Origin of the sequence: Arthrobacter sp. LjRoot14 (assembly GCF_964253905.1) — a bacterium.
In the GTDB taxonomy this organism is placed as follows: Bacteria; Actinomycetota; Actinomycetes; order Actinomycetales; family Micrococcaceae; genus Arthrobacter.
Genome location: NZ_CAXURL020000001.1, coordinates 1382680 through 1399965 on the forward strand (window position 1 = coordinate 1382680; position 17286 = coordinate 1399965).

Sequence of the window (17286 nt, forward strand, 5' to 3'; positions counted from 1 at the left end):
TACCTGCTATGGTAATTTTCACATTCAAGGTCTTGTTGCCTCGTTTGGCGGCATCGGAAAACTGAAAACCCGACGGCTGAGCCAAGTCGCACCAGCTCGAGCCACGAAGGTAGCGTGATCGATCGTGCTTGCATCACCAGGCTCTGAACATGGGGGGCTGCTGGAGACTGAACGCCGGGGCATGGGAGCCTCAGAGCGTCGTAAGTGGTCGTCTTTAGTCAGGCAGGACCTCCAGGCCTCCGTCGTTTCGATCCTTGGCGATAACGATCTTCACGGCGTTGTTGTGGCCGGTGCCCAAGGCGTCGGCAAGTCCACCTTTGTACGGGCAGTGGAAGCGCAGCTGGCGGGAAAGATGCACGTCATCCACCTGCATGGAACCACCACCGATCCCGCGATCCCCTTTGGCCAGTTGGCGTTTCTGGTGGCCCGGCTGCCCGGCAAGGCGCTGGAATCCCCCGGGGAGATTGTTCACGGCATTTCCCGGCTGATCCGGGAAGATGCCGCCGGACGTCCTGTCCTTGTGGTGCTCGAGGATCTGCCGGCGATCGACAGCATGAGCACCGCCGTCCTGATGCACCTCGTACTGAGCGGCGCCGCAAAGCTCATGGTCACCGTCCGCAATGTGACGGACATGCCCGAAGACCTGATCCGGCTCCTCCGGAACAATTCACTTGAGGAAGTCCGGCTCGAAGTATTCACCCGGCCGGAAGTGAGCAAACTGCTTGCCGGCGTCCTGGGGCGCCCTGTGACTGCCACCGCCGCCAGTTCGCTCTACGCAGCAAGCGGCGGGAACCCGCTGGTCCTCCAAGCGATCGTCATAGAACAACTGCGTTCCGGCAACCTACATCTGGCCGGGAAGGTCTGGGCGCTCAGAGGGGGGATCAACCTCGCAGAGGCCGACGCCCTGGTTGACCTGGTCCGGTCCCGGCTGGCACGGGAGACGCCGAAGGTCAGGGAGGGCCTGGAATGGCTGGCGCTGATCCGGCGGGTTCCCCTGTTCGTCCTCCTTGACGTCCTGGACCCGGCAGTGGTTGCCGATCTCGAAAAAGCCGGGTACCTGCAGGTGGGAGAGACGGGCCGGCGCTGGGTGAGCCTGAAGGACGAATATGTAGGCGAAGTCATCCGGGGCTGGATGGATCTGCCGCGCCGCAAGGAGCTGCATCAGCTCGTGGCCAGGGCGGTGGGCACAACGCCCGCTGAGATGGATGTCGAAGAGCTCCTCGGTTATGTGGCGTGGACACTTGACTGCGGCGAGCCAGTGGAACCGGCGTTTGCACTGGCCGCGGCGGCTGCGGCGAACCAGCTGTTCGACCCGATGTTCGCCTTGGAGTCTTTGGCGCAGATCCGGGTGGGGGACCCGCACTGGGCGGAGGCAGCCCAGCAGCGGGCGGCCGCCTACATGACCTTGGCAGAACACGAATCTGCAGTGGCCGTCCTCGAGGAAGTCACGCCCGAGCAGCTGTCTGAACTCCCCGCGACCGCCTACGCCAGCTACATCCAGGACTTCTGCAGTTCGCTGCTCTGGATCCACGGTGGGTACAGCCGGATCGGCGGCATCCTGTCGGCGGCCAGGCAGGAGCTGGCACGCAGGGAAAGGGCATCCATCGGCAATGAAACATCCGCCGACTTTGCCCGTGCGCATGAACGGATCAGGCTTGCCGAATTTGAGCAGATGGTCCACCAGGGCGAATATGCGGCTGTTGCCGAAGACCTGGAGCGGGCCTACAAGGAAGCCGGCGATCCCCTGTATGTCTTGAATTGTGCCTGCCTGCTGACCATGGCCTGGGCGGTCCTGGGCCGGGAAGCAGACGCCATCGCCCTGGCCGCCGAGATCCAGCACAGGATGGAACAGTCCAACGTGGCTCCGGGGATGCTCAGTTGGCAGGCTGAAGGCCTCTTTGCTGCGCTGCTGTGCAGCGGCCAGTGGGAGGACTGCGTCAGGATACTCACGGAAGCCCTGGACCGGAAGCCCAAGATCATGCAGTATCTCGGCGGGGCAGCCGAACTCGCACTCGGTGTGGCCTACACCTACGCAGGACGCGCCGACCTCGCCATCGACACCTTGCTCGGTGCCCAGGCGCAACTGGAAATCAGGCGGAGCTACTACGGTCCGTCGCTTGCCTGCTCAGCGCTTGCCTTCGCTTATGCCCAGGCCGGCGATATCCAGGAATCGCGGAACTTCCTGGACCTGGCCGCCCAGGAGGAGCAGCACGTCGCCTGGTTCACTTCATGGATGGCCGACTTCTGTGTCCGGATGGCAAAGCGGTGGCTCAAGGATCCGGGAGCCAAGCAGAAGCTGATGGAATCCGCCCACGAGGACATTTCCAAGGGGCGGACAACCACTGCCTCCATCAGCCTGTTCGGTGCTACGGTGCATGGAACAGAGGAAGAACTGGTCCTGCTGACCGAAATTTCCTCTCGTCGGCAAGGAAAAATGGCCAGCGTCAACCGGCTGGTGGGGGAGGGGAGCAGAAAGAAGGATTCCAAGGTCCTGCTGGAGGCAGCGTCCGTGGCCCATGAGCTCCATCTCGATGCGGTGGAGTCCAGATGCGTCGTCCTGGCGCTGGACATCGCCAGGGAAAAGGGAGATTCCCAATCCGCACGCGCGGCCCAGCACCGTCTGGACCGGCTCGTAGAGACGTTGCCGGTGTTGCCGTTGATGCCGCACACGGTGGGACCCGAACTGACCGAACGGGAACGGCAGGTTGCCAGGATGGCCAGCCAGGGGTTGAGCAACAAGGAAGTCGCCAACCGGCTGCAGCTTTCCATCCGTACCGTGGAGGGCCATCTTTACCAGATCTTCACGAAAATGGGGATTTCATCGAGGAGTGAGCTTGAAGGATCCGCTCAAGTCTGACGGGAAGGCTTCGGCGCAGACGCGCGCCGGAACCAAGCGCCAGAATGCCGGTGAGCCCTGGATAGACCGGGGGGACATGCTGTCCGCAGTCAGGGACGCCCTTGCCTCGGACGACTGCTGGGCGGTTTTTGTGGTGGGCGACGCCGGGTTGGGCGCCTCTTCCTTGCTGGCACAGCTGAACGACGCACGAAACGGCCGGACGGCCGTGATGACTGTCCACGGAAGTCCGTCCCTGGCCCCCGTTCCGTACGGGGCGCTGTCTCCGTACCTGGCGGATCTCTCCGTTGAAGACGTCACATCCAAGGTGGCTGTCCTGAGGGCGTTATGGGCGCACCTCGAAAGCGGCCGGAAAAATCCAGGACCCGCCCTCCTGTTGGTTGACGACGCCCACGACCTGGACACGGCCACGGCAGAGATGATTTCCGAACTCGTCCAGGCAGGCTGGGCCAAACTCGTGGCCACCTGCATTCCGAGGCCTGGCATACCGCAGCCGCTGCTCCGGCTTTGGCACGACGGTACGGCCGAGAGATTCGACATTGCTCCCTTGACAATGGAACAGGGGCATCAACTCTGCGAGGCGCTGCTCGACGGCAAAGTCCTCAACAGCACATCGCGTCAATACTGGCAGGAGGCCGGAGGCAACACCCTCCTGCTCAAGACCCTCGTCCGCGAGGCCCAGCGCTCAGGTGACCTGATCCGGCGCAACGGAGTGTGGCTCAATACCGGCTCGTCCCACGTCCGGACCCTGGAGCTCACCGCCGTCGTCAAAGTCCAGCTGATGCGCATCTCGGCCGACGGCCGGGAGGCCCTGAACCTGATCGCCCTGGCGGAACCGGTGGACAGAACCCTCGTGGGAGAAATCGCCGGTGAGCCCGCCGTCAAGGAACTGCTGGACCAGCGGCTCGTGGCCCAGTCGGTGGACAGCGAGCCGACTCTCCGGCTCGTGAGCCCCGTCTACGGCGAAGTGCTGCGCCGGATCGTTCCCGCGGCCCGAAGCCTCCAGCTCCACCGGGAACTCGTGTCCCGGATGGAAGTCTCTGCAGACAAACCGGAGTCGCTGCTCCGAATAGTTACTTGGTCCTTGGACTGCGGGGCCGAAGTGCCTGCCCGCCTGCTGATCCGGGCTGCCGTGCTCGCCTGCAAGCTGTTCGAGAGCGAGACGGCCCTGCGCATCGCCTGGGCCGTCAAGGACCCGGAACTGCAACAGACTGCGCGCGCCGTGATGGCCCGCTCACACTACAACCTCGGGCACTACGACGAAGCTGCCGCCCTCCTGAACGTCAACGTCGACGCCGGTAGCGGCCTCACGCACATGGTGGTCAACAGCCTCCTGAGGTCGGCCACCCGGACCGCACTCGGGCACCCCGCCTCGGAGATCGCGGAAGATGCCAGCCGCCTGCGCCAATGGGGCGAAAAAGAGGCGGCGGCCAATCCCGCGGACTCAGCCGCCATCCTCAAGGTCACGGCACAGCGGGCGTCGCTTGTAGAACTCATGGCGTACTCGCTCGCGGGCGACTACAGGCGAATGGGGCCTGCGCTCGATGACCTGCTGGCAGCCGGCGATTCGCTCGCGGCACCCGACGGCGCGCTCACCCGGTCGATGGCGCTGGCGCTACAGGCGGAGCGCCTTTGCGCGCTGGGGTATCCGCTGCAAGGGCGCCAACTCGCCATGGACGCCTTCGGCCAGGCCCAGCCTCCGGACAACGACATCTTCTTCCTCCCTGAGTTCATCGTGGTCCGACTCGTGGCCTGCGATCTTGCGGCCGGTGAATGGGCCGAGGCGCAGCAGCTCCTGGCGGGTTATGCGGAAACACCCTTCGGTTCCGCCATGGTCTCGTTCAGCGGAGCCGCCTACGTCGTCATGGGGTACGTAGCCGTCCGGCAGGGAAAGCTCGCTGACGCCCTGGAGTTACTGACCACGGGCCTGGAGGCTCTCCGCGACAGCGACCCCCAGCAGATGTTCCGGCTCTGCGCGGCCATGGCCTATTACGTCGCGGCCGCCCGGGGCCTCACAGCGGAGGCTGCCAGGCTGAAATTGGATTATGACGCCTGGGGTGAGCGGGGCATGCATCTGGTGACGGCTTTTGCCCGGGATTTCCTGGCCGCAGGTGACGAACACCTGGCCGGCGACGGAACCGGCGTCGCGGCCCTGCACCGGAGCGCCGCGGAAGCCGCGCAACAGGACGCCAAGTTCCTGGAGCTGAATGCCCTCGCCATGGCGCTGGGCCTCGGAGACACCACCAGGCTGGAGCGGCTGCAGGAACTCGCCGGCGCGGTGGAAGGCGCCTGGGCGGCCGCCCTGGCTGAATACTGTGCGGCGCTTTCCGACGGCAGCGCCGAACTGTTCCTGCGCGCGGGGGATGCCCTCTGTGCGGCCTCCGTCTTCCAGCTGGCCGCGGACGCTTATTCAGCCGCCCTGGCCTCACTGGACCGGAGCCGCGACCGCGAACTGGCAGCCCTGGCCCGCGCAGGCATCGCCCGCTGCAACGAAGAGCTGGGCCACGCAGGAAGCGAAGCCCAGCCGGACGCCGTGGCGCCTGTTTTGACCAAGCGGGAGCGGAACATTGTCGGACTGGCGGCAACCGGGCTCAGCGACCGCCAGATCGCAGACAGACTGCAGATTTCCGTCCGCACGGTGGAAGGCCACCTCTACCGTTGCTACCTGAAACTGGGCATCGCAGGACGCGACGAGTTGGCCGCGGCGGCAGGACTGGGAGAAGAAGCAGCCGTGCGGGCGAAAACATCCCCCGGCAAATAGGTACCCGGACCGCCGGCGACTACCCGGGCGGGCGCGTAGCGAAACCGGTAGCGCACTGGCGACTTGTTAACTATTTTGGAGCGGCAGCAGGTGACTGCATAGCCGCATTCCGGCGGTAGATCCGCTTGTCTGCGTACTGCCGCGGGACAACCAGGGGTACCTGCTTTCCAAGTACAGGTATGGGTGCCGGGCAAATTCGAGTACTCACTACTGGTGCCTGCGGGCCTGCCAGCTGGTTAATTTGGGTTACTAGGAACCGCTCGTAAATACAGAGGTCTCACTCATGTTGACAGCCGATAATGTGGCCAGTTCACACGCCACCAGGTCCGCCGGAATGACACGGGGCGCCGCGTGGCCTTTGATCGGGCGCAGGCAGGCGGTCAGCGACATCGCACGCGCCCTTGCGGAGTCCACCGGTGGAGTCCTGGTGACCGGGAGCTCCGGCACCGGGAAGACGTTCCTCACCACCCACGCCCTCAAACAGTTCCGCGACGATTCCCTGGTTGTGACGCTTCGGTGCAGTGCAGCACTCTCCCGTTCCCCGTACGGCGCGCTGAACATGCTGTTGAGCGACCTGGAGCCGGGCTATTTGAACCACCCGGTGCTTGTACTCTCCGGCCTGATGCGGCTCCTGCGCGAACGCGCGAAGGGGAAGACCGTCTACCTCTTTGTCGACAACGCCGGCGAAGCTGATGAATTGACAGCCGTCACGATCGCCCAGCTCGCCCGAAACCGCGCAGTGCGCCTGGTCCTGACATGCTCTGACCCGCTGCGGCTGTCGGCAGAGATCTCGGGACTTTGCGACGGCGGATTCCTCACCCGCGTTAACCTCGAACCGTTGTCCTTCCGAGAGGCCGTCAGCTGGCTTGAAGAAGGCCTCAGCGCCAAAGTTTCGCACTCGGCGGTCCAATCGCTCTGGGCTGCCAGCGACGGGAACCCGCACTACCTGAAGATGCTTGCGATGGAGCTTGCTGACTCAGGTTCCCTTGTGGTCCGCGACGGTGTGTGGGTCCTGACCGCTGACCACCACGTCCATGGCCGGGCCATCACCGACCTGATCGCCACCCGGCTGGGGCGGATGGGCGAGGCTGACCGGCGGATTCTGGAGATTCTGTCGCTGGCAGAGACACTGCCGTTGGATACCCTGCTGAAACTGGTGGAGGCCGACGACGTGGACGCCCTCGAAGAGCGCGGGGTCCTGGCGGTGGAGGACTCCCTTCCCCGCCGCGTCAGGATCCAGAGCCAGCTGGTGGCCGATGTGGTCCGCGAAAACGTCCCGCCCGGGCGGAGCAACGAGCTCCGCGAAATGGTCCTCCTCGCCGCGGCACCTTCCCTCCGGACTCCCGCGACGGAACTGCCGTTCGCGGTCTGGGCGCTTGACTGCGGTGCCGTGTTGTCAACGGAAGAGTCCCTTTCAGCCGCACGCCTCGCCAACGGGAGGCTTGATGCCGCCCTGGCGCTGCGGTTCGTCCGCTCGGTACCGGGGCATGAGGCGCTGGCTGCGGCAGTCACTGAGGAAGTGGCGGCACTGATGACCCTCGGCGATGTTGACGAGGCCCTCGACGTGGTCCGACGGCACCGTAAGGCGTCGACGGGAGACCCGGCGCTCGCTGAGTGGATCGGTCTCCTGCTGGCCGAGAGCTCGGTGTTCCTTGCCACCCCGGGCGCCTGGCACGAGGCGGCTGAGTCCCTGGCCCGGGTGCGAAAAGTACTCTATGACGACGCGACTGGTCCGGCAGCCGATATGCCCGCTCCGGAGCTCAGGCGCATCCGCGAACAGCTGACGCTGGCCGAAGCCGAGGCAGCCAGCTACGCCGGAACCTATCCGGAAATGGCTGCCGACCTGGCCGGAGCCCTGGACAATGTGGAGTTCCACAGTGCCGAATTCCGGCTCCAGGCAGGCAGCTGGTTGTGTGAAGCGTGGGCCGTGACGGGGCGGCAGGCGGATGCCGCCGAGCTCGCTGAACAGCTGAAGCTGCAGTGCCTCCGTCCGGAGATCCCGGTGGCAATAGCGCAGTCGGTGATTTCCCGGCTGCGCTTCGCTTATTTGGTGGCCGGTAGATGGGACGAGGCCGCAGAGACCTTGCCGGACGAGGACTGGGGTCCGTCGTCCATGGTCTACCGGAGATTCAGCGCGACTGAGGTTCCGGAGGCGATCTGCGCCTGCATGCAAGGCCGCGGACGCGACGGACTGGACCTGCTCGTTCCCGGTATCAGCCAGCTGCGGATCCAGGACAGCGACGGCGTGCTGACTCTCGCCTGCGCGGCCGCGGCTTACGCCTCGGCTCTGCAGGGTGAGCGTGAACAGGCGCTCGGCTACCTGGCCGAGACGGAATCAGGTTCCCGGCGGAAATCATGGAAGGTGTCCCGGGCTGAGGGTTACTTCACCGCACTCGCACGGGCGGAGCTGGATGGACCCCGGACGGGGATCGGAGAGTTGCTGCGCATGGCGGAGGAGGACCGCGGCACGGGCAATGTAGGCCACGAGCTGCTGTGCTTGAGCTCGGCCGTCAGGCTTGGGGAATCAGCTGCGGCGCCCCGGCTGCTGGAGAGTGCGGCTGAAAGCCAGGGACCCTTCGCGGAACTGTGCGCACAATACGCCCGGGGCATCATTTCCGGTGAAGCCGACGAGCTGATGGCTGCTGCAAACCTCGCGGCCCGGCTGCACAATGACAGGTTTGCCCTGGACATCGCCGAATCAGTTCTCAACCTCGACCAGACACGGCTCGAACGGAGCCTGATCCGGCAGGCCAAGCACTTGGCAGAATCCTGCCGAAGGAGGCTGCGGACGCCCCAGGACGGAACCCACGACCGCCTCACCCTGACAGCCCGGGAGCTCCAGATTGCGCAGCTGGCCGCAGCCGGAGCGAGCAACAAGAGCATCGCAGCCCAGCTGCACGTTTCCGTACGGACCGTGGAGGGCCACCTCTACCAGATCTACGGCAAGCTGAAAATCGAAGAGCGTTTGGAGCTTCCGGTAGCCCTCGGCAGTACAGGAGATGACTAGCCATGACTGAGTCCACCATCACGGCAGAGAGGCTGATCGGGCGATTCGGCATGGTTGCCTCGGTTGTCGACTGCCTTCTGGACGCCAACGGTCCGGGCGCGCTCATCCTTGGCGATGCCGGCATCGGCAAGACGGCGCTCGCCAATGAGGTGATCTTTGAGCTTGGCAGCCGGATCCGGCCCTTCTACGTCTACGCGGGTCCTTCGCTCTCCGAGGTACCGTACGCGGCCCTTGCGCCCTTGCTGACGGCGTTGACTCCCGGACAGACGGACCAGCCGCGTGCCGTGCTTAAGGCTTTGGTAACGGAGCTCAATCCGGAGGGCTTGCGGGACCAGTCGCAGGCTGTCCTGGTCGTGGAAGACGCCCAGCACCTGGATGACAGCAGCGCCGCTGTCATTGCCCAGCTGGCCGCTGCCGAAGCCGCCAGGGTGGTGCTGCTGTGCCGGCCGCACCCGTCACCGCCGCCCGAGGTGTTGTCCATGTGGTCGGAAGGCCTGGTTGACCGTTTCGAACTGCAGCCGCTGAGCAAGGAAGAATCGGACGAGTTGTGCACCCGGGTGCTGGGCTCACCGCTGGTCCCCAGCGCGAGCGCGGTCCTGTTCAGGTCGTCCGGCGGAAATCCGATGTTCCTGCTGGAACTGATAGCCCATGCCAAGACCCGCGGCCACCTGGTGCAGCGAAATGACACGTGGGTGCTATTGAGCGAGCCGGGAGCAGCCACTGTCCGGCTGATGGACCTCGTCAGGAACCAGATCATGCAGCTGAACCCCGGTCAGCGCCAGGCCTTGGAATCAGTGGCGCTCGCTGAGGCGATCCCCCTCAGCGTCCTCCAGCGTGCCAGCGACAGCCACGCCGTCGACGAGCTCAAGGAGCTCCAGTTCATCGCGATCTCGGCGGACCCGGCGAGGCATGTCCGCCTGGCCCAGCCCCTGATCGGCGAAGTGATCAGGCAACTGGTCCCTACCGCCCGCAGCGTGACCATCCGGAGGCGGATCGTTGACCTGATGGACTCGCGGCCGGAGACCCTGGACGGCAGGCTCCGGCACGTCACCTGGGCTCTGGAGTCCGGGGCAACTGTCCCCGACGCCGACATTCTTGAGGCCGCCCAGCTGGCGAACCGCCTCTTCATTCCCGAATACGTGGAACGGGTGGTCGGCGCCATCAGGGATCCGTCCCTGAAGCTTGCCGCGCAGGTGGAACTGGCCCGCGCCAAGCTGTACGGACGGGATCCCATGGGAGCCGGCCTGTGCCTTGAGGGCGTGGTTGAACAAGCCGCCGACCTTCGAACCGTCCGCCAGGCTTCCATGCTGGCGGCGCAACTCGCCGCCGGCAAACGCAACGGTCCGGAGTCTGTGCTGCGGGCGGCCGATGCGTGGGCGGAAGCCGTTTCGAGGCTGGAAGAGGCCCGGCCCGGATTCGATGCCAAGGAGTTTGAGACAGCGCGGCTTGGCAGCAGGCTTCTTGCCCTGGAGGGCTACCAGGCGGCAGGACGCCATGTCGAGGCGGAGCCGGAACTCCAGCAGATCTGGGAGTCCACGGACGACGACGAGTCCCGGCTGCTGGCCGGGACGTTGCTGGCAGAGTCGCTGGCACTCACGGGACGTGCCGTGTCGGCAATCCAGATAATCATGGACGTTGAAGACATCCTTGCCGATAGCGGCGACCGGCGCCTTGAATACGCCGAGTTCGTGATGCGACGCTACTTGCTGGCGCTGCTCCATGCCGGTGAGTTCGACGTCCTGGACGAGTACCTGCAGAACCACATCGCCCAGGCGTCGAACTCCCTGATCTACTTCGGCGGGATGCTGCATCTCGCGGCGGGCACCGCGGACCTGCGCCGGGGCACCGTCGGGGCCGCCCTGCCGAAACTCAGCCAGGCGGCCGAGGTGCTGCGTCTATCCGATGCCGGGGGAGACTTGCCTGATGCCCTTGCGGCCGCAGCCTACGCGGCGTCCATCCTTAACCGGACGGAAACGGCAAAAGTGAATGCGGACGCCTATGAGGCGCTGCTGTCGGACCATCGCCACGCGTCACTGCTGGGGCAGGCCTACACAGTGGCGGCCCTGGCCGAACGCCTGGGCGTCCAGACGGCTGTCTCCAAGCTGATGGCCCTCGCGGATGCGGCAGCCGCGTCCGGCTTCCTCAGTTATGAAGTGGAGATACTCTCCCTGGTGCTCCGGCTCGGTGACCTGTCCGTTGTGCCGCGGCTTGCCGTAACTGCGGAGGGCTGCGAAGGGCGCAGCGCGGAGTTCCTGGCCGCCTACTGCCGTGCCCTTGCCGCCAAGGACGTCAACCGGCTCGTGGAAATGAGCGATGCCGCCGCACGGGACGGTTTGGACCTGGCAGCCGCAGAATGCGCTGCCCACGCCCTGCGGATCCTCGAGACACGGGGAGATAAGCCCCGCCAGTTCGAGGCCCAGAAACTCGTCAAGCAACGCAATGCGGCGCTGAACAAGACCGGCTCGTCCGCCGCCGAGATCCCGCCGGACCTGCACAAGCTGACGCGGCGCGAGCAGGAAATTGCCGCGCTGGTCCAGGCCGGTGCGAGCAACCGGGAAATCGCCCTCCAGCTCGGGCTCTCGCTCCGCACTGTGGAAGGCCATCTCTACCGGATGTTCGCGAAACTCGGAATCAGCCATCGGGAGGACCTGGCGTCGGTAGCTTATGGCGCCCGCCACGCGGGCTAGCAGGGCACTGCCGGGCCGGTCACGGCCGGCCCAGGCATGGCCTGCGCCGGCACGGCTGGCAGGATTAACCGCGCCCGCCAGACGGCGGTCAATACATCTGGCTACCCGCTGCAACCTCCGCGCGCCCTGACGTCGGAGCCGGCCCCGGGTTCGCGCCGTCCCCCAAACGAGTATTCATGCGAGTGGTATGGGCGGGCCGGGCGGGTACCACCCCCTCCACCTCAGTGATGCACCCGCAAAGACGGGTAGAGCCCACTCGCGCCCCGGCAAGGGGTTGGTTAATACGCTGTAGCTTGTTGGGCCGCAGGCAACTATTGGGGAAAGAAGTGGGTCTCTAAATGCATCGATCAGCTGACACTTGGCTTTCGGAATTTCATGTGTCAATCCACCTGGAACATTCCTCCAGAGCGACCAGCATCCCGCCCATCGCGGGCACCCCATTCGAGCCGGCGACGATCCGGGCAGCGTCTTCTGAGACCGGGATCTGCCACACTTCGTCGCCGGCTTTCTTACAAACGGGACAAATCGAATACCGGGAGGTCGGTTAGCATGACACCGAACACCAAAGTAAAGGCTCATAAGGCCCCGCTGACGAGGGCCGAGCTTCCACCCCTGCTCGACGATTCCCGGGAATGGCCGGAAAACGGAGCGGGGGCGCCGGAGCTGGCGCCCGAGGCCGTTGAGTCAGACGCAACGGCAGCCGACACTGATACCCAGGACCTCACGTTCACGTTCGACGTCGCAATTGTCGGACTTGGCTACGTTGGCCTGCCCACTGCGCTTGCCATCAACGCCTCCGGACGGCGCGTCCTGGGCCTCGATGTGTCCGAGAACAGGCTGGCTGTCATCCGGTCCCGGCAGGCAGACCTGCTGGACTCCGACAGGGTACGGCTTGGCAACGCGCTGGAGGACCCGTCGTTCATGATCAGCACGGACCTCTCACTGCTGGCCCGTGCGGCGGCAGTGGTGGTTTGTGTCCCCACCCCGGTGGATCCGTACCTGGTGCCGGACCTCGGCATCCTGCGGGCCGCGTGCGCATCCGTGGTCGAATTCGCGGTTCCCGGCCAGCTGCTGATGCTGACGTCCACCACCTACGTGGGCTCCACCAGGGATCTTCTGGCAGTGCCGCTGGCCGCCAAAGGCCTGATCCCCGGCAGGGACGTGTTCGTGGCTTTCTCTCCGGAGCGCATCAACCCCGGCGTGGACGCTTTCTCGCACGAAGACGTTCCGCGGGTCGTGGGCGGGGTAACGCCGGCGTGCGGTGAGGCCGCAGCAGAGTTGCTACAGGCCAGCACCAAGCTGGTGCACGTTGTGCCCTCGGCAGATGTGGCCGAGATGACCAAACTCGTCGAAAACACCTTCCGGGCGGTGAACATCGCCCTGGCCAATGAGTTCGCGGACATTTGCCACGAGCTGGGCATGGAGGTCATGGATGTGATTGACGCTGCATCCACGAAGCCTTACGGATTCATGCCGTTCACGCCCGGCCCGGGTGTTGGCGGCCACTGCATTCCCTGCGATCCGCACTACCTGCTGTGGCAGTTGCGGAAGGCGAGGGTCACGGCGCCGGTCATCGAGCACGCCATGGCGGGCATTGCCGGAAGGCCCCACCAGGTGGTGGAAAAGGCACGCCGCATCCTGTCCGACCGGAACCACGGAATCAACGGCGCCCGTGTGCTGGTCCTTGGCGTGGCCTACAAGCCCGACGTCGAGGACCTTCGGGAATCTCCGGCCCTGGAAATCATCGCTGCAATGGTGGCCGACGGTGCTGTCGTTGCCTACCACGATCCGTGGTGCCCCACCGCCCCTGACGGGCAGGGAAGTGCGCTGGAATCGCTGGAGGATCCGGCGGGCTGGGACGCGGACCTGGTCATCCTTCATACCAGGCACTCCGCGATGGACATCGACTGGCTGAGTGACGCTCCGGCCGTCCTTGACACCACCTACCGTCTTCCGGCCGGAACGAATGTCACGAGGTTGTGAATCAAAGTTGTGATCCCGGCGGCCCGCCGGGTTTCAAAAGAAAGTAGGAGAAGTGAAAACAGCAATCACCGGCGGAGCCGGCTTCATCGGGAGCCATCTCGTGGAGCACCTCCTTGCGGCCGGGGACAAAGTCACCGTATTGGATGACCTCTCAACCGGTCGCCTGGAAAACCTCCGGACGGTGATCGGCCACCGGGATTTCCACTTCGTGGAGGGCACCATCCTGGACCGTGCCGCGGTGGATAAGGTGGTGGCCGGTGCTGACCGGGTATTCCACCTGGCGGCCGCGGTTGGCGTGAACCTCATCGTGGAGCACCCGCTGGAGAGCCTGCGAACTAATATCCACGGCACGGAAGTGGTCCTGGACGCCGTCCTGGCATCCGGAGCTTCACTGCTCCTGGCATCCACCAGTGAAATCTACGGAAAGAACACCTCGGACAGCCTGTCGGAAGAGTCTGACCGGATCCTCGGCTCCGCGCTCAAGTCCCGGTGGACCTATGCCGCTGCCAAGGGCATCGACGAGGCATTCGCGCACGCCTACTGGCGGCAGTTCGGCCTTCCGGTTGCCATTGTCAGGCTGTTCAACACAGTGGGCCCGCGGCAGACCGGCCGGTACGGCATGGTGGTGCCCCGCCTCGTCAAGCAGGCGCTGGCCGGCGAGCCGTTGACGGTTTACGGCGACGGCCACCAGACCCGGTGCTTCTCTTACGTTGGAGACATCGTCCCCGCCATCACCAGGATCTCGGAGGAGAAGTCCGCCTACGGCAATGCGTATAACCTGGGCGGCAGCTACGAGATCTCGATCTTGACCCTGGCGCAGCGGATCGTGGAGCTGCTCGGCAGCGAAAGCCCTATAACCCTGGTGCCCTACGAAGAGGCCTACGCAGAGGGCTATGAGGACATGCGCCGGCGCGTGCCAAACAACAGCAAGGCGAAGGATCTGGTGGGCTTCGACCCCAAGACCACACTGGACCAGATCATCCTGAACGTGGCGGCCGACCACCGCCCGGTGAAAGCACCCGATCCGCTCGGGTGGAAAGTCACGATGGCGGCCAACTAGCCGTCCGTGAGGTGCCGCGCCGGACGGGGGGCGGCAACCGTCAAAAGTTATGTGCACCTTCGACGAAAGAGTTGAGTTCCATGACGCTTCTGCAACGCTACACTGCGGCCTCGGAGCCCCGGCACCGGGCTGAACGGCCTCCCGGCCGGCGCAAGGCACGCTGGCTGGCCGCCTCCACTACGGTGGCGCTCGCCGCCTCCCTGCTCGGGCTCACCGCCCCCGCCGCCAACGCTGTTGGCGAAACTGTCGTAACGCTGACGTTCGACGACGCCAACGTTGACCAGGTGGTTGCCGCCGACAAGCTCAACGCGGTTGGGCTGAAGGGCACGTTCTTCCTGCCGTCCGGTTACATGAACCAAACGAACTACATGACCACGGCCCAGGCCTTGGCCCTGCAGAGCGCCGGGCACGAGATCGGCGGCCACAGCGTGACGCACGCCGATCTAGCCGCTGTCGGAGCCGAGGAACTGGCACGGCAGGTCTGCAATGACCGCGCCACGCTGATGGGCTACGGACTGAACGTCGAAAACTTCGCTTACCCCTTTGCCTCGGCGAGCGATGCCGCCAAGGCAGAAGTCGCAGCGTGCGGCTACAACAGTGCGCGCGGACTGGGCGATATCCGGAGCAAGGTAGTGGGTTCGGAGACCTTCCCGTTCGCCGAGACGATGCCTCCGGGCGACTTGTACTACACCGGGGCACCTGATCAGCTGGACAACACCTGGACGCTCGCGGATATGCAGTCCCTGGTCACCCAGGCGCAGGCCAACGGCGGCGGCTGGGTCCAGCTGACCTTCCACCACATCGGCGACGGCAAGGTGATCGGATCGAACGTTGCTGACCCGCTGACCGTTAGCACAGACACGTTCAACCAGTTCGCCGACTGGCTGGCAGGCCTGAAGAACTCCAACGCGATCCAGGTCAAAACAGTCAAGGAAGTCATCGGTGGAACCCTCAAGCCTGCCCCCGCCGTCGTTCCGCCTCCGGTGGCTCAGACCGCCGGCAACCTGATCAAGAACCCGAGCCTTGAGACCCCGGGACTTGCCGGCTCCCTGGTTCCGCGCTGCTGGCAAGCCGGCGGCTACGGCAACAACACCCGGACTTTCAGCAATGTGACCCCCGGCCACGGCGGGACGGCCACAGCCGCCCAGCAGATGGTGATGTCGGCCTACACCGACGGCGACGGCAAGCTGTTGCCCACTTTGGACACCGGTGAGTGTGCGCCCAGCGCCACCCCGGGTCATACCTACCTTGCCAAAGCCTGGTACAAGTCCACCGGCGGGAATACCCAGTTCAATCTGCACTACCGGACGGCGTCCGGAACATGGACGTATTGGACGGATAGCATTCAATACCTCCCTACGAATAATGTTTGGACGCAGCTGACCTTTACGACGCCGCCGGTTCCGGCCGGTGCAACCGCCATCAGCTTCGGCCTGAACATGATCGGCATTGGCACCCTGGTCACTGACGACTACGAACTGTATGACACTGTGGGCATCAAGACGTTCAGCGATGTTGCCACCAGCAACCAGTTCTTCAACGAGATCAGCTGGCTCTCCAACAACCTGATCACCCAGGGCTACGCCGACGGTACGTTCAGGCCGCTGGCATCGATCAACCGGGACGCGATGGCAGCGTTCCTGTACCGGTTGGCGGGCAGCCCCGCGGTGCCGGCCAATGCTCCGACGTTTACCGATGTAGCCCCCGGCAACCAGTTCTATAACGAAATCCGCTGGCTGGCCGCCCAGGGCATTACCACGGGCTACACCGATGGAACCTACCGGCCGCTGGACCCTGTCAACCGCGACGCGATGGCGGCGTTCCTCTACCGCTACAACGGCAAGCCCGCCGTGCCGACCACCGCCCCCACGTTCCCTGACGTCAGTACCGGCAACCAGTTCTACAACGAGATCCGCTGGCTGGCAGCGACCGGGATCACCACCGGCTACCCGGATGGCACTTTCCGTCCGGTCCAGCCGATCAGCAGGGACGCCATGGCAGCGTTCGTCTACCGCTACAACCTGAACTTCCCGAAGGGAATGTAAACAGGGATAACACCGGCATGACACCGCGGGCGGCCGCGCAGCCAGGGGAAGCCCTGGACGCGCGGCCGCCTTCGCAGCTGTTCTCTTTCGAAGTAGTGAAGTCCGTTGACACGGGGGACCAGAGTGAAACATCCAGGCTTAGCGCGTCGCCGTTTCCGCGGCCTGCCGGCGGCCATGCTTCTGCTGGCACTGGTTGCCACAGCGTGCACGCCTTCGGAGCCGGAGAAACGGTCCCAGGGGAAGTACCCCTGGCACACGAACATCGTGGCCACCACCTTCTGGGTAGGCGAAGTCTTTGACCCCAACGCAGCAGACGGCAGCCAGGTCTTCTCCACCTACGACTCGAGGTGGATGGACAGTTACGGCGGCTGCGACGGCCGGCTCACAGCCACGGGATGTGAGACCGAAGCGCGGTCAAGTTCCAACGGCTTTGCCCCCAACGGCATGAAGCCCAAGGAGAACCCTTTCTACCTTGACCTGCCCTACGACGACATCAACAATGACGCCGCCTTCCGCGAACGGGCAACGGTCATTCCCTGGGCCAATGACGAAGGATACAAAGGCCAGGCCACCAACCGCTCCTTCAGCTACATGAAGAACCGCTGGGTCAAGATCCGCAAGAACGGCAAAGAGTGCTATGGCCAGATCCAGGATGCCGGCCCCGGGGAGTACCAGGACAAGGAGTACGTCTTCGGCTCGAACGACGCGCGGCCGGTCAACAAGAAATTCAACGGTGCCGGAATGGATGTTTCGCCTGCCCTCAACGGCTGCCTCGGCTTCAGCACCCTCAACGGGGAAGCGGACAAGGTCGATTGGCAGTTCGTGGAACGGCAGGATGTTCCGCCGGGCCCTTGGCTCGACGTGGTCACCACCAGCCAGGTGAAGTAGG

At 64.8% G+C, this 17286-nt stretch carries 8 protein-coding genes; all 8 read left to right on the top strand.

Annotated features, from left to right (window positions below):
• Positions 1-181: 181 nt before the first annotated feature.
• Positions 182-2857 carry a LuxR C-terminal-related transcriptional regulator gene (locus tag ACSQ12_RS06360; protein ID WP_436064761.1) on the top strand — a complete coding sequence of 892 codons (2676 nt, stop codon included), beginning with the start codon at positions 182-184 and terminating at the stop codon, positions 2855-2857.
• On the top strand, positions 2835-5615 hold the full coding sequence (locus ACSQ12_RS06365) for a LuxR C-terminal-related transcriptional regulator (RefSeq protein WP_436064762.1): 2781 nt from the start codon (positions 2835-2837) through the stop codon (positions 5613-5615). Before ACSQ12_RS06360 ends, ACSQ12_RS06365 begins: the two co-directional genes overlap by 23 nt.
• 283 nt (positions 5616-5898) lie before the next feature.
• On the top strand, positions 5899-8622 hold the full coding sequence (locus ACSQ12_RS06370; protein ID WP_436064763.1) for a LuxR C-terminal-related transcriptional regulator: 2724 nt from the start codon (positions 5899-5901) through the stop codon (positions 8620-8622).
• 2 nt (positions 8623-8624) lie between these two features.
• Entirely contained in the window at positions 8625-11309 is a 2685-nt protein-coding gene (locus ACSQ12_RS06375) for a LuxR C-terminal-related transcriptional regulator (protein ID WP_436064764.1), read from the top strand.
• Positions 11310-11858: 549 nt separating this feature from the next.
• Positions 11859-13292, top strand: a complete 1434-nt coding sequence (locus ACSQ12_RS06380; protein ID WP_436064765.1) for a nucleotide sugar dehydrogenase — start codon at positions 11859-11861, stop codon at positions 13290-13292.
• A gap of 52 nt (positions 13293-13344) precedes the next feature.
• Positions 13345-14352 carry a dTDP-glucose 4,6-dehydratase gene (locus ACSQ12_RS06385; protein ID WP_436064766.1) on the top strand — a complete coding sequence of 336 codons (1008 nt, stop codon included), beginning with the start codon at positions 13345-13347 and terminating at the stop codon, positions 14350-14352.
• An 80-nt stretch (positions 14353-14432) separates the two neighbouring features.
• Positions 14433-16397, top strand: coding sequence for an S-layer homology domain-containing protein (locus tag ACSQ12_RS06390; RefSeq protein ID WP_436064767.1), 1965 nt, complete (start codon positions 14433-14435; stop codon positions 16395-16397).
• A gap of 174 nt (positions 16398-16571) precedes the next feature.
• Positions 16572-17285, top strand: coding sequence for a hypothetical protein (locus ACSQ12_RS06395; RefSeq protein ID WP_436064768.1), 714 nt, complete (start codon positions 16572-16574; stop codon positions 17283-17285).
• The last annotated feature ends 1 nt before the right edge of the window (position 17286 follow it).